Genomic DNA, 13,465 nt, shown 5'->3' on the forward strand with positions numbered 1-13,465 from the left:
GCGGAGGCAATCTCTTCTGCCGCGCTTTCGAGCCTTCCTTCGTGCAATGCCGTGAACAACGGGGCGGGCCAGCGCTTGACGCCCCGGTTTTGTTGGCGGGGTCTAAGCATCACCGAGCGTCAGACTGCACCGCTTCTGCAGGTCCGTTGGGTAAGTTCAGGAAGACAAAAAGCGATTCGAAGAGTGCGTCCAGATGTCCCGACGCTGGATCTTCTCGGTAGGTGACGAAAAGAGGAAGAGGAGCCAGGGTTGCCACGCTGCGCAGGCGTGTCAGTCGACTTCGCCCTTTTGCACGCGAGATGACGCTTTCCGGTAGCGTGGCGATACCGAACCCGTCTTCTGCCAGTTGCACCAATGCGGAGATCGAAGAGATGGTATGAATGCGAGGTGGCTCGACCCCATGCTGGCGAAAGAGTTGCAGAAGCTCCTGGTGTGGTTGTGAGCCACGTTGAAACGTCAGGAGGTCGGAGCCCGCAATGTCGCTCAGCTCATAGGCGTGCGAGTCTGAAAAAGAATCGTCCCCAACGAAACACATTTGCATGGGTGGCAGCGCGAATGTTCGGAATTCCTTTTCGGGCACCGCCCCTGCCGCAAAGATGATATCGAGTGCGCCTTTCTTAACTGACTCCATCAGAACCGGCGACGTTTCGATGGTGAGCTGCAACTCGAGGTTCATGTTCCCCTGACGCACGTCCCTAAGCCAGGAAGACAGCCAGCTATGGGCGACCGACTCGACAGCGCCCAACCGCAGCACGGTCGGCGTGTCATCGACGCCCCCCATAGCCAGCTTGATCTCGCGGTGCATTCCCAGCAGCTTTACCGACATCGTCAAGAACCGCTGGCCAGCGCTAGTCAGCCGGAATTGCTTGGATCGTCGATCAAGTAGCTTGACGCCCAGCTCGTCTTCCAAGGTACTGATACGGTTCGAAAGAGAGGACTGCGTGACATGCAACTTCTCTGCAGCGCGCGTAATGCTCCTGAGAGAGCATGCCCAATAGAAGGCCTCGACGAACTTTAGATTCATATCACCCAACGTACTGGCAAACCGTTTTTCCCAAGGCTTCGGAGCGCTCTCGGTTGTCCTTTCGTCCAGTCGAGAGCGGCCCCAAGATCAGACGTGGTCGCTGCCGTATCCACCACCGCCCGGCGTCTCCACAACGAAGACGTCATCTGCCTCCATCGCCACGGATGCGCAGGAGTTGAGATCCTCCGTGACTCCGTTAGCGCGCACCACCCTGTTTCGACCGACGCATCCGGGTGCGCCGCCCTGTGCGCCAAACGCGCCATGGCTACGTCCGTTGCTCAGGATGGATGCGATCATCGGCTCCAAAAACCGGATCCGGCGGTGGCCGCCGTTGCCGCCTCGCCAATGCCCGGCGCCGCCGGAGCCGTGGCGGATCTCGTAGGCGTCAAGGCGAACGGGATAGCGCAGCTCCAACACTTCGGGGTCGGTCAGACGCGAATTAGTCATATGTGTCTGGACGACACTCGTGCCGTGAAATCCGCGGCCGGCCCCCGATCCACCCGAGATGGTCTCGTAGTACTGGTAGCGCTCGTTGCCGAAGGTGAAATTGTTCATTGTGCATTGGGCGCCAGCCATCACACCGAGCGCACCGTAGAGCGCATTGGTAATGCAGCTGGACGTTTCCACATTGCCGGCCACAACGGCAGCAGGTGCGCGCGGATTGAGCATGCAGCCTTCCGGAACGATCACCTCGATAGGCTTCAGACAGCCCGCGTTGAGCGGAATCGCGTCATCCACCAACGTGCGGAACACATACAACACCGCCGCCATGGTGATGGATTTCGGTGCGTTGAAGTTATTGGGCAATTGCCCGCTCGTCCCCGTAAAGTCGAGTACCGCGCTACGGCGCTGCGCATCGACCTTGACCGACACACAAATCTGCGCACCGTTATCTAGCGGGAGCGTGAACTGACCATCCTTGAGCGCCGTGATAACGCGCCGCACCGACTCTTCAGCATTGTCCTGCACGTGCTGCATGTAGGCGCTGACCGTGTCCCGCCCATAGTGGGCAACCATCGCGCGCAGCTCTTGCACACCTTTCTCATTGGCTGCAATCTGCGCACGCAAATCCGCCATGTTTTGCGAGGGATTGCGTGACGGATACGTTCCGCTGCTAAGTAGCGCCACCATTTCAGCTTCGCGCAGTCGACCTTGCTCAACCAACTTGAAGTTATCGATCAGCACACCCTCTTCCTCGATCGACGTTGAGAATGGAGGGACCGAGCCCGGGGTCACACCGCCGATATCGGCATGGTGACCACGCGATGCAACATAGAAGCGTGGCCGGGTGTCCTCCTCAAGGAACACGGGTGTGACCACCGTGATATCGGGAAGATGCGTGCCACCGTGGTATGGGTCGTTCAGCACGAACACATCGCCAGAGTGCATATCAGGGTTACGCGTCATCACCGTCTTGATGGACTCGCTCATCGAACCCAAATGCACAGGAATGTGCGGTGCGTTGGCGATCAGGTTGCCCTGCGCATCAAACAGCGCACAGCTAAAGTCCAAGCGCTCCTTGATGTTCACTGAGTAGGCCGTATTCTGCAGACGCAGCCCCATCTGCTCGGCGATGTTCATGAACAGGTTGTTGAAGACCTCCAGCATCACCGGGTCGACATGCGTGCCTGCTGCATGCCCGCTGACTCGTGCGCGCACCCGCCGTAGCTCGAGACAACCTGAACCGGTCAGTTCCGCCCGCCAGCCCGGCTCGACAACCGTGGTGGAGTTGCGTTCGGCAACGACTGCGGGACCGTCGACTGTTGCCCCCGGGGCCATCTCCTCCCGGATGTACAGGCCCGCACTGCGCCAGCCAGCAGGCTCAATGTCCTGCATACAGTACATCTCGACTTGCGAGCGTGGCGTAGCAGCATGGGAAGTCACTGTGCCGGTCGGCGCCTGGGATACCGGCTCGCCAGGCAGCATGCATTCCACATTCACCGCCTCGATCACCAGTTCCCGGTCTGGCATCAGGAAAGCAAAGCGTTGGCGGTACGCCGTCTCGAATTGATCGCGCAGTGCGGCTATGGCAAATTGCGCCGGGCTTTGCGGGTCATAGGAGCACGTGAGTGCCGTATCGGTGCCGTTATAGCGCACCTGCAGTTGATAGCGGCTACGAATGAGGTCCGGCGCAACGCCTTGGGCTTCCAACTCGCAACGTGCTTCTGCTTCAAGTTTGCGTGCCTGCTCGAGGGCGGCGGCAAGCCCTTCTGCATCCAGCGCACGCTCAACAGAAATCTCGCGAAGGGCGATCTGATCAGCCAAGCCCATCCCATAGGCTGACAGGACCCCGGCAAACGGATGTGCCAGGACACGCGTCATACCCAACGCGTCGGCCACCAGGCAGGCGTGCTGTCCACCTGCGCCGCCAAAGCACTGCAACGTGTAGGTGCTGACGTCATAGCCGCGCGCCACCGAGATGCGCTTGACCGCATTTGCCATGCTGCCGACGGCGATCTGCAACGCGCCAGCGGCTACTTCTTCTGCACGCGTCGCACGCCCCGATGCAGTGGTCATCTCACGCGCCATGGATTCAAAGCACTGGACCACGACGCCGCGGTCCAAGGCCTCGTCCGCGGCTGGCCCGAACACTTTGGGGAACCAGTCCGGCTGGATACGCCCAAGCATTACATTTGCATCGGTGGTGGCCAGCGGCCCACCGCGACGGTAGCTTGCTGGGCCGGGGTTCGCGCCGGCGGACTCCGGCCCGACGCGCAGCCGTGCCCCATCGAATTGAATGATGGAGCCACCACCGGCTGCGACCGTGTGGATGCTCATCATCGGCGCACGCATGCGAACGCCGGCCACTTCGGTATCGAACGTGCGCTCAAACTCACCAGCATAGTGGCTAACGTCCGTCGACGTACCACCCATGTCGAAGCCGATCACCTTCGGATGGCCTTCAGCCTGCGCGGTACGCACCATACCAACGATGCCGCCGGCCGGCCCCGACAGGATGGCATCCTTCCCTTGAAAGCGTTGAGCTTCGGTCAATCCGCCCGAGCTTTGCATGAAGAAAAGGCGAACGCCCGGCATCTGCTGCGCCACTTGTTCGACATAGCGGCGCAGGATCGGGGACAGGTAAGCATCGACCACGGTCGTATCGCCACGTGGGACGAACTTAACGAGCGGGCTGACTTTGTGGGAGACGGAAATCTGTGTGAAGCCGATCTCTCGGGCAATAGCCTCGGCTCGCAACTCGTGCTCGTGATAGCGATAACCATGCAGGAACACGATGGCACAAGCGCGCAAGCCACGCTCAAACGCGGCCTTCAACCGCGCTTTTAGCGCGTCGACGTCCAGTGCCTGCACGGTTGAACCGTACGCGCTCATGCGCTCATCTGCCTCGATCACCTCTTCATACAGCAACTCGGGCAACACGATGTTTCGCTCAAACAACTGCGGCCGCGCTTGTGTTGCGATGCGCAGCGCATCCCGGAAGCCTTGCGTGGTCACCAGCACCGTGCGATCCCCCTTTCGCTCGAGCAGGGCGTTGGTGGCCACGGTCGTGCCCATCTTCACGCACTCCACACGCTCCGGCGTGATCATCTCGCCCGGCTGCAGCCCGAGCAGACGGCGAATCCCTTCCACCGCCGCATCGCGATATTGCTCAGGGTTTTCAGACAGCATCTTGAGCGTATGGAAGTGGCCTTCTGGATCGCGCCCTACGAGGTCGGTGAAGGTACCGCCGCGGTCGATCCAGAACTGCCAGCGCTTCGATGGGTGATTGGACTGCAAGCTCATTTCGATTTCATCCTTCAACAGCAGAGTTATGCGACGCTCAGGCAACCGCCTGCCCCAATTCCTTGCCGCGTGTCTCGGGCAGCGCGAATACCGTCAGGATGACCAACAGGTAGCACCCGGCCGCAACCACACCGATGCTCGCGCCAAGCCCGTACGTATTGCTAGTCAAGCCGATGATGGCCGGGCAGACCGAGCCGATGGCGCGGCCAAAGTTGTAGCAAAAGCCTTGTCCCGAGCCACGCACGCTATTCGGATACAGCTCGGCGAGGAACGCCCCCATTCCGGAGAAAATGCCGGACAGGAAAAACCCGAGCGGGAAGCCGAGGAAGAACATCGCACCATCCGTGATGCTGAACTTGGTGTAAGCCAGTACCAAGGCGATGCCTGCAGCTGCGAACAACGCGAAGCACTTGCGCCGCCCGATCGCATCCGATAGCCATGCACTTGTGAGATAGCCCGCAAACGACCCCGCGATCAGGATCAGCAGGTACGAACTGGTGCCGAGCACAGAGAGGTGACGCTCGGTCTTCAGGAACGTCGGCAACCACGTTGTGACGGAGTAGTAGGCCCCTTGCATGCCGCTGGCCAGAAGGCTCGCCAGAATCGTCGTGCCCAGCAGTTCCTTGGAGAAGATCTGCAGGAAGTTCGACGCTTGCTCTTGTTGCTGGCGGCGCTGTTTCTCCTGCAGGAACACCGGGGACTCGTCGACATTCCGGCGCACATAGACGATCAGGAGCGCCGGCAGGATCCCTATCCAGAAGAGCACCTTCCAGGCCAGCTCCTGGGGCAGATAGGCGTAGGCCATCCAGAAGGCGACGGCCGACAGCGCCCATCCGAACGCCCAACTGCTCTGGACAAGACCGGATGCCTTGCCCCGATGCCGGGCGGCAATCGTCTCCGAGATCAGCACGCTGCCGACCGCCCACTCCCCGCCCATACCGAGCCCTTGCAGCGTGCGGGTCGCGAGGAGCTGGTGAAAGTTCTGCGTAAATCCGCTCAGACAGGTGAAGATCGCAAACCAGAACACCGTCCATTGCAGGACGCGGATGCGGCCGTACTTGTCGGCCAGAATCCCTGCCGCCCAGCCGCCGATCGCGGAACTGACCAGTGAGGCCGTTGCGATGTAGCCAGCCTCCGCCTTCGTCATTCCCCAGACCAAGAACAACGTCGGAATGAGGAAGGTGTACACCATGTAATCAAATGCGTCGACCGCATACCCTAGAAAGGCGGCTGTCAACGTCCTACGTTCGGATTTCCCGATTTCCCCGATCCACATTTCCATTTCCTCCACACAAAAAGCGTTCCACCAACGGCTTGATTTATCTTTATTGTTCGACCATGTCTTCGTTCAGCATGTCGGTGACCAACATGCATCCCGGCGCATGGGTGATACAGAAATCCAGTTTCGCCTGCAGGAGCGCGACCTGCGGGGTCACTCCGCAACCCCAGAAGACCGGGATTTCGTCAGGCAGGATGTCGACCGGATCGCCGTAGTCGGGCGCGGCCAAGTCTTTGATGCCGATGCTCTGCGCATGCGCGAGGTGAACCGGTGCGCCATGAACCCTTGGCGTACGGCTTGTGATTTGAACCGCGCGGATGGCGTCGGCGGGCCGCATCGGCCGCATCGTGACGACCATGTTTCCGCCAAACGGGCCGAACGGCTCGGTCTGGATGTTGGTACGGAACATGGCCACGTTCTTCTTCTGCTCCACGTGCCGCAGCTTGATCCCAGCCGCAAGCAGCGCGTGTTCGAACGAAAACGAGCAACCGAGCAGAACCGTCACGAGGTCGAGCCGCCAGAACACCGTGATGTCCGGCACCTCCTCGACCATCTCGCCGGCGCGCCAGATCCGATAGCTCGGAATGTCGGTGCGAATATCGAGATCTGCGCCGCAAACGGGCAACCTGGGATCACCCGGCTCGGAAACCGCTAGCACCGGGCACGGCACGGGGTTGCGCAGGCAATACTCCAGGAAATCGTAAGCGTGGGCCCTCGGCAGAATGACGCAGTTTGCTTGAACGTACTCGGCAGCCAAACCGCTGGTGTGACCAAGCAATCCGCCATTGCGGGCAGCTAGGCGCACGTCCAATCCGCTGGACAGCGCATTCAAACCAATCGATGAAGTCATAGTTCAATACTCGGACGGTGATCGTGATACATGCATGTCGCCGGCGGCCCAACGTGGAGCCGCCTCGGTGTGATGCGTATTGTTTGAATCTTTGATGAACAAATCCAATGGGAAATATGCGTATCCTGCAATCGAATTTTTCGATGAGGCCGACACCAGGCTAGTTCGATGCAAGAATCAAGGGTTTTCCCTTAATCGGAATATCCACCTGAATCTGATCGGGTGAGTGCACACCAGAACAAAACATCAACTTTATCGATTGCTCTCGATAACAATTGTTTGGTGCCCAGGCAATAAATACGCGTGGCGAGCCGCAGATTGGTGATGCCCGCTTTCCAATGCGCTCTCCCACTTCGCTGACCGAGGGAGAAAATTATCAAATATCCCCCGATAAAAAAAAATTGATGGCAAAAAAAATGTTGCCAATTTAATCTAAATAAAGTCAGTCATTCATAACACCGCACCCCTATTTGGCATACTTCGGTGGAGGTCTTGTTTTCCGATAATTTTGGATGGATTTAATTCATTCGCAACCCAAAAAATAGGAAATGCTTCTATATCACCGACCAACATCAGGGCATAGCTACAAAGCTTGTCTGCTGCTATCGATTCTTGGAATCAAGTTCGAAAGTGTATTCATTCAAGCAAATGGCGGAAAAAACGTCGTCAATGACGAATATCTGGAATTGAATCCGCGAGGGCAAGTTCCTACGCTTGAGGATGACGGAACGGTCGTCTGGGGCTCAACGGCCATTCTTGTGTACTTGGCCAGCAAGTTCGACAAGCATCGAACCTGGTTGCCCGCCGACCCTTGTCGGACTGCATCCGTGATGCAGTGGATGGAGCTTGCGCAGAATGAAGTAAATGGCTTGTTCCTCTCGCGCGCCATCCAAAAGTTCGGATACTCGGGTGACCTTGTCGCAGCACAACGCGCTGGCAATACCGCATTGGATATTCTCGAGGACCGGCTCGGCCGGCATCACTGGCTGGCTTGCGACTGGCCTACCATCGGGGACATCGCATGCTTTCCCTACGCCGCAGTCGCCGATGACAACGGTTTTGATTTAAAAGGCAGACCCGCTTTGAATCGCTGGTTCAAACGCATGATTCAAGTAAGAGGCTTCTTTCCTATGCCGGGCATGGAGCCCCTTGTCGCCAGATTGACTGAAGAACGGAAGCTGACTGCCTCGCTTGGGGCCACTCACTTCTAGAGCCGCTTTACGACGATCCCGGCGCCGCGTGCCTCCGTTTTCTCTCCTAACGAGATTGGCGCCGGGTCTTTTTTTGAATCACGATGCGCCGCCGCAGGACTGGCGTTCCAGTGAAGCGCATCCGCTAAAGCGTGGCGCGTCAACGTCGCCCTTGGGATCCCAGAAGCCGCCTCTCCACCGAAAATTCATTGCACGCGGATCCAATACTTTGGACATCGTCGACCTTCGATCTATGAAGCTAATCGCGATCCTTTGTTCCGCGGCGACGGCGCTCGCCGCTGCTGTTGGTGCCGCAGTCGCGGCGCCGCCGACGGCAAGTGATAAGCCAACACACTGGCACATGGCAACCGAATACCCTGCAAACACAATGCCCGGCGAAGGATTGGCGGAGTTTGCCAAGGAAGTGAAAGCCCGCACGGCGGGCACCTTGGACATCGTGGCATCTTATGATGGGTCCGCAGGTATCCCCTCTTCTGAAATACCGTTGGCTGTACGCGATGGGCGCCTGGAGGCTGGCGATGCCTACGAAGGGACACTGGCAGGGTTGAATCCAATCTTCTCACTGTCTTCCCTGCCATTTGTGGTCAACGAAGTCAAGGACGCGCAGCGACTGGCAGATTTGGCACGCCCACTCTATGCCGAGGCGTTCGAGCAACTCGGCCAGCATCTTCTCTATGTGACACCCTGGCCGGCATCAGGGCTCTGGTCCACCAAACCGATCGCCAACACAGAGGTGCTGCGGACGCTTTCCATCCGCACGTATGACGCAACGTCGGCCAAGGTCATGCAGACAGCTGGCGCCCGAGCGCAGGCCTTGTCATTTGCAGAAGTGCCGGCTGGCTTGGGAAATGGTTCCATCAATGCAGTGCTGTCATCAGGTGACGGCGCGGCCGGTCAAAAGCTGCTGAAATGGTTGCCGTACTTCACGACCATCGAGTACGCAATGCCACTGTCGTTTGCAACAGTCAACAAGAAGGCATACGCGGCTCTCTCACCGCAGCAAAAGCGCGCGGTCGACCAGGCAGCCGAGATCACTGAATTCCGACAATGGCTGCGGCTGCAGCATCGTGCTGCCCAGAACCGCCAGCACTTGCAAGAACTGCACGTAGCCGTGGACCAGCCGTCGGCCCCGCTGCGCGAGTCGCTGCAGATCGCGGCCCGACAGGCCATTGTCGAATGGGAGCGCACGGCTGGCCCCGAAGCGACCGCAATGCTTGAACAATTTAGGCACCGGGCCAACCCATGAGTGCGATTGGCCTTCGGATCAGGCGGGCCTATTCTGCGCACCATCGGTGTGGGCCATGGGCGATAAAAAAAACCTAACGCCACCGAGCAACTTTTTTTGCGTCAACACGCTGTCAAGTTGCGCGCCAGCCCGACGATGAGAAAGATCAGAGCACGCGCCGACCGTCAGCGTGCAGCCTGAAGACCCTTGGAGAATGCAATTGAACAGACTCAGCTTTCGTCAGAAACTCTGGCTGCCTCTCGTGTTCAGTTTGATCGCGTTGACGTTGCTGTCGGTCTTCAACGCCTATCAGACGCGCGAGATCCGCATGGAGGAGCGCAAGAACAATCTTGTCAGCGTGACCACTGAGGCCTTCAGCATCATTAAGCAATACGGTGATCTCGCACACAGTGGATCCATGAGCGACGAGGAGGCGCGCAGACAGGCGCTCGATCGCATCCGCGCGTTGCGCTACGACAAGGATGGCTACTTCACCGTCACGTCTTCGCAAGAGGTCGTGATCATGCATCCGATTGCACCCGATCTGAACGGCAAGAAGCGAACCGACTTCAAGGATGCACAAGGTAACGCTCTGTATGTGGATATCACGAATGCCGGCAAGCAGCCCGACGGGGGGTTTATTCGATACGTCTGGCCACACGTAGGAAGCACTGAGCCGGCTCCGAAGCTTGCCTATGTCCTGAGATACCAACCGTGGGACTGGAACCTGACGACAGGCGTCTACATTGACGACATCAACACAGCGTTCATGCACTCCTTGTACGGAATTGCGGGGCTGTTGGCAGCAATCGTGATTTCCATGGTCACCCTGACAAGCTTGGTGACCCGCAGCCTGCAGCGCACGCTGGGTGGCGATCCATCCTATGCTGCGGACGTCGCCAACCGCATCGCAGGAGGCGACTTGACGGTGCCAATCACAACACACCCGGATGACCGCGACAGCTTGCTCTACGCCATGAGCCGGATGCGTGCTGCATTGGTAGAGATGATCGGTCGCATTAAAGATGCATCCGATACGATCGGTACGGCCACGCGCGAAATCGCGAGTGGTAACTTGGATCTGTCATCACGCACAGAGCAGCAGGCGAGCTCGTTGGAAGAAACGGCTTCGGCAATGGAGCAACTGATGTCCGCTGTGCAGCAAAACGCCGACAACGCCAATCAGGCGAATCAGCTCGCCGTATCCGCTTCAGATGTGGCGGTCCGCGGCGGCGAAGTGGTGACACGCGTGGTGGAGACGATGAGCTCAATCAACGCCTCCTCACACAAAATTGTCGACATCATCGGGGTGATCGACGGCATTGCGTTCCAGACCAATATCCTCGCGTTGAATGCGGCAGTAGAGGCCGCCCGCGCCGGTGAACAAGGCCGCGGATTCGCCGTCGTGGCAGGTGAAGTACGCAGCTTGGCGCAACGCAGCGCCGCTGCGGCCAAAGAAATCAAAGCTCTCATTGACGATTCTGTGGCCAACGTGAATGCCGGCAGTTCGCTTGTCGATGAAGCCGGCACGACCATGCGCCAAGTCGTCACCAGCGTAAAGCGGGTCACGGACATCGTTGGAGAAATCACAGCGGCCAGTCAGGAACAGCGTTCGGGTATCGAAGAGGTCAGTCACGCCGTTACGCAACTGGATGATGCGACGCAACAGAACGCGGCCCTGGTTGAGCAGGCCGCGGCTGCCGCACAGTCACTGGAGGAGCAAGCACAGGAACTGCTGGCGATTGTTGGAGAGTTCAGGCTTCAAGCCTAGCAACTTGCAGATTCCGTAGCTACAAACAACAAATCATGGGTAGCATGACTACGCGAATTGGGCACCAATAGAAGATCACCTGAGCTACTGCCCCGGCAGTGGTTGCATTCGACGCAGAAGGGACAGTCGATGCACACGAACGCGCACGCTCAACGATCGAGCTTCGATTGAAGCGTCAATCCGTAGCGGCGACGTTCGGCTCCGCTGTTCTTGCCCACTGCATCGTCACTAGTCGCTTCGCACCCCACTGCACGAGCATCGCTATGACCGAGGCCTCGTCGAAGGCCACAAGTGGCCGCTGGTAGTACATCTCGGCAACTGTCTCTGTCTATTCGGGGGCGAGTAAACTCCGTGGCCGATTCCTGGTAGGGCATTGCCGCTAGTCGGCAAGATCAGGCCCATACAGGCCTCCCCGGCGTAAGGTAAATGGCTCTCGTTGCGCCCTTGGCTTCGGGGAATTGATTCCCACAGTGGAACGCGGAAGATAACATCTGAGATCAGAAGAAGGAAGGACGCTCGAAATGAATCTCCGGTTCTTGGAAACCTTTGTTTGGGTAGTGAGACTGCGTAGCTTCAGGCTGACGGCAGAAAAACTTTTTACTACGCAAGCATCCGTTTCTTCGCGTATTGCGGCACTTGAAGAGGAGTTAGGCGTACGTTTGTTTGACCGCGATGCGCGTGGTGTGAAACTCACCCCGGACGGACACAAGGTCCTCGAATACGCTGATCGCATGGTGACTACGCTTCACGAGTTGCAGGCAGCCGTTACGCAACACGCCGGATTTGAGGGGCGCGTTCGGATAGGTGCCATGGATAGTGTGATACACACTTGGCTTAGCCCCTTAATTTCGCGGACTGTAGAGCAATTTCCCGCTTTAGAGATCGAGTTGGTGGCAGACAGCGCCACGCACCTGGTAGAGCAACTACAGAAAGGGACTTTGGATATTGCTTTTCAGACGGAAATCTTGCGACAAGAGAGCATTCGTAATGTCGAATTAGCAAGATATCCGATTCGATGGGTCGTAGCGAGTAACTCTCGGCTGGATCGTCCTTATGCTTCATTGAAGGATTTGGCACAAGAGCGGCTAATCACGTTTGTCAGCAATTCTCGTCCGCACCAAGATTTGTTGAATCTATTGCACCTGAACGGTATTGAGTCACCACGCATCAATTGCGTCAACTCCATAGCGGCAATGACGAGGCTTGTGGATGATGGGTTCGGTGTTGGCGCACTACCCACAGTATTGGTACGGGACAAAATCGACTGCGGGGCACTGATTGTGCTCGACATCGAACCGCCATTACCCGTACTTCCAATCGTCGCCTCATGGCGAGTTGGGGCGGGCCTGCAAGCACACGAGACTGTCGTGGAGTTGGCGCGCAGCATGGCGTGCGAGTTTTGCAAGCTCGCGGGTCCAGCCCACGCACTGTCCGAAGCAGACTGGTCAGTAAAGCACCGTATGAAGCAATAAACGAAAACCCTTTTTGACAACGCCACGGGCTCAAGGCCAATCAGAATGTCCCAAATTTAGCGACCGATTCGGTCTTTCCAAATTCGCGACAGCACCTAGCGTTTGTCATCCCCGCGAAGGCGGGGAACCAGTGGCTTTAACGACGCTGTCTTCCCGCCTTCGCGGGAAGACAGCACGTTCAGTTCAGCGTGCCGTGAAATTCCAGCGTCTCGCCATCGGCCGGAATACGTAGTCGCGTTTCGACCCCTGCTTGCGCGGCGGCGCGCTTGAGGTCGTTACGCGTCACGGGACAGTGGCTCAGTGCCTCGAGGTGATTCGCAATCACGATGCCAGGAGACAAACGCGTGAAATCGATAACATCCTCGATGCCCATGATGATCTCGCCGCCGAGATCAAAGCGCGCACCGCCTGCGGGCACCACACAGACTTGGGGACGGTGCTGCACAACGAAGTCCCTGACAGAGGGCGTCAGCAAAGTATCGCCACTCAAATACAGAGAGGGCTCGCCGGGCGACTCGATCAGATAGCCAACGCCGTGCTCCATCAGCCTGCCAATCAGTCCGCGTCCGTGTGTACAGCGTACGGTCCGTATCGTGCCGCCTAGAAACGGGCCTGGCTGCTCATGCTCATGATGCAGTGGTTGCGCGTTCAGGCCCCGCCCGATCAGGTGACCAGCATCATGCGGCGTGCAGCTGACGGGAATCTTCCGTTCACGCAGCCATTGCTTCGCCGCGCGGTCCAGGTGGTCGAAATGCCCTCGCTTGTTGGCGCGCAGCTAAATTTGACCCACGGTTTTCATCTAAATTTGACCCACCCCGAGACAGCGTAAAGCGTTACTGCGGTGTGGATAACTCTTCGTTTTCTGCCTCCTTTGATCCCTTTCGACGGG

9 protein-coding genes are annotated in these 13,465 nt (G+C 58.2%); 4 read left to right on the plus strand and 5 right to left on the minus strand.

The annotated features are described in order from the left end of the window. Window positions 1-109: 109 nt before the first annotated feature. From NKG59_RS25310 to NKG59_RS25325, 4 genes are all read right to left on the minus strand, one after another. A complete protein-coding gene (locus NKG59_RS25310) occupies window positions 110-1,024 on the minus strand; it encodes a LysR family transcriptional regulator (RefSeq protein ID WP_253542910.1) in 915 nt (304 codons plus the stop codon). An 87-nt stretch (window positions 1,025-1,111) separates the two neighbouring features. Continuing rightward, window positions 1,112-4,768, minus strand: a complete 3,657-nt coding sequence (locus NKG59_RS25315; protein ID WP_253542911.1) for a hydantoinase B/oxoprolinase family protein — start codon at window positions 4,766-4,768, stop codon at window positions 1,112-1,114. A 37-nt stretch (window positions 4,769-4,805) separates the two neighbouring features. Next, a complete protein-coding gene (locus NKG59_RS25320) occupies window positions 4,806-6,044 on the minus strand; it encodes an MFS transporter (RefSeq protein WP_253542913.1) in 1,239 nt (412 codons plus the stop codon). A gap of 49 nt (window positions 6,045-6,093) precedes the next feature. Then, entirely contained in the window at window positions 6,094-6,897 is an 804-nt protein-coding gene (locus NKG59_RS25325; protein ID WP_253542915.1) for a putative hydro-lyase, read from the minus strand. A 548-nt stretch (window positions 6,898-7,445) separates the two neighbouring features. Here NKG59_RS25325 and NKG59_RS25330 point away from each other — a divergent pair. The 4 genes from NKG59_RS25330 (at window position 7,446) to NKG59_RS25345 (ending at window position 12,576) form a co-directional block, all read left to right on the plus strand. Continuing rightward, complete coding sequence (locus tag NKG59_RS25330; protein WP_253542916.1) at window positions 7,446-8,108, plus strand: glutathione S-transferase family protein; 663 nt, start codon at window positions 7,446-7,448, stop codon at window positions 8,106-8,108. A gap of 232 nt (window positions 8,109-8,340) precedes the next feature. Continuing rightward, on the plus strand, window positions 8,341-9,354 hold the full coding sequence (locus NKG59_RS25335; RefSeq protein ID WP_420804053.1) for a TRAP transporter substrate-binding protein: 1,014 nt from the start codon (window positions 8,341-8,343) through the stop codon (window positions 9,352-9,354). 199 nt (window positions 9,355-9,553) lie between these two features. Beyond that, a complete protein-coding gene (locus NKG59_RS25340; RefSeq protein ID WP_253542920.1) occupies window positions 9,554-11,104 on the plus strand; it encodes a methyl-accepting chemotaxis protein in 1,551 nt (516 codons plus the stop codon). A 521-nt stretch (window positions 11,105-11,625) separates the two neighbouring features. Further along, window positions 11,626-12,576 carry a LysR family transcriptional regulator gene (locus NKG59_RS25345; RefSeq protein WP_253542921.1) on the plus strand — a complete coding sequence of 317 codons (951 nt, stop codon included), beginning with the start codon at window positions 11,626-11,628 and terminating at the stop codon, window positions 12,574-12,576. A gap of 178 nt (window positions 12,577-12,754) precedes the next feature. On the opposite strand, the gene NKG59_RS25350 is transcribed toward NKG59_RS25345, so the two are convergent. Further along, window positions 12,755-13,120: a hypothetical protein gene (locus tag NKG59_RS25350; protein ID WP_253542928.1), complete on the minus strand. Its 366-nt coding sequence runs from the start codon at window positions 13,118-13,120 to the stop codon at window positions 12,755-12,757. Window positions 13,121-13,465: the final 345 nt, after the last annotated feature.

Source organism: Ralstonia chuxiongensis (assembly GCF_024158925.1).
Lineage (GTDB): Bacteria > Pseudomonadota > Gammaproteobacteria > Burkholderiales > Burkholderiaceae > Ralstonia > Ralstonia chuxiongensis.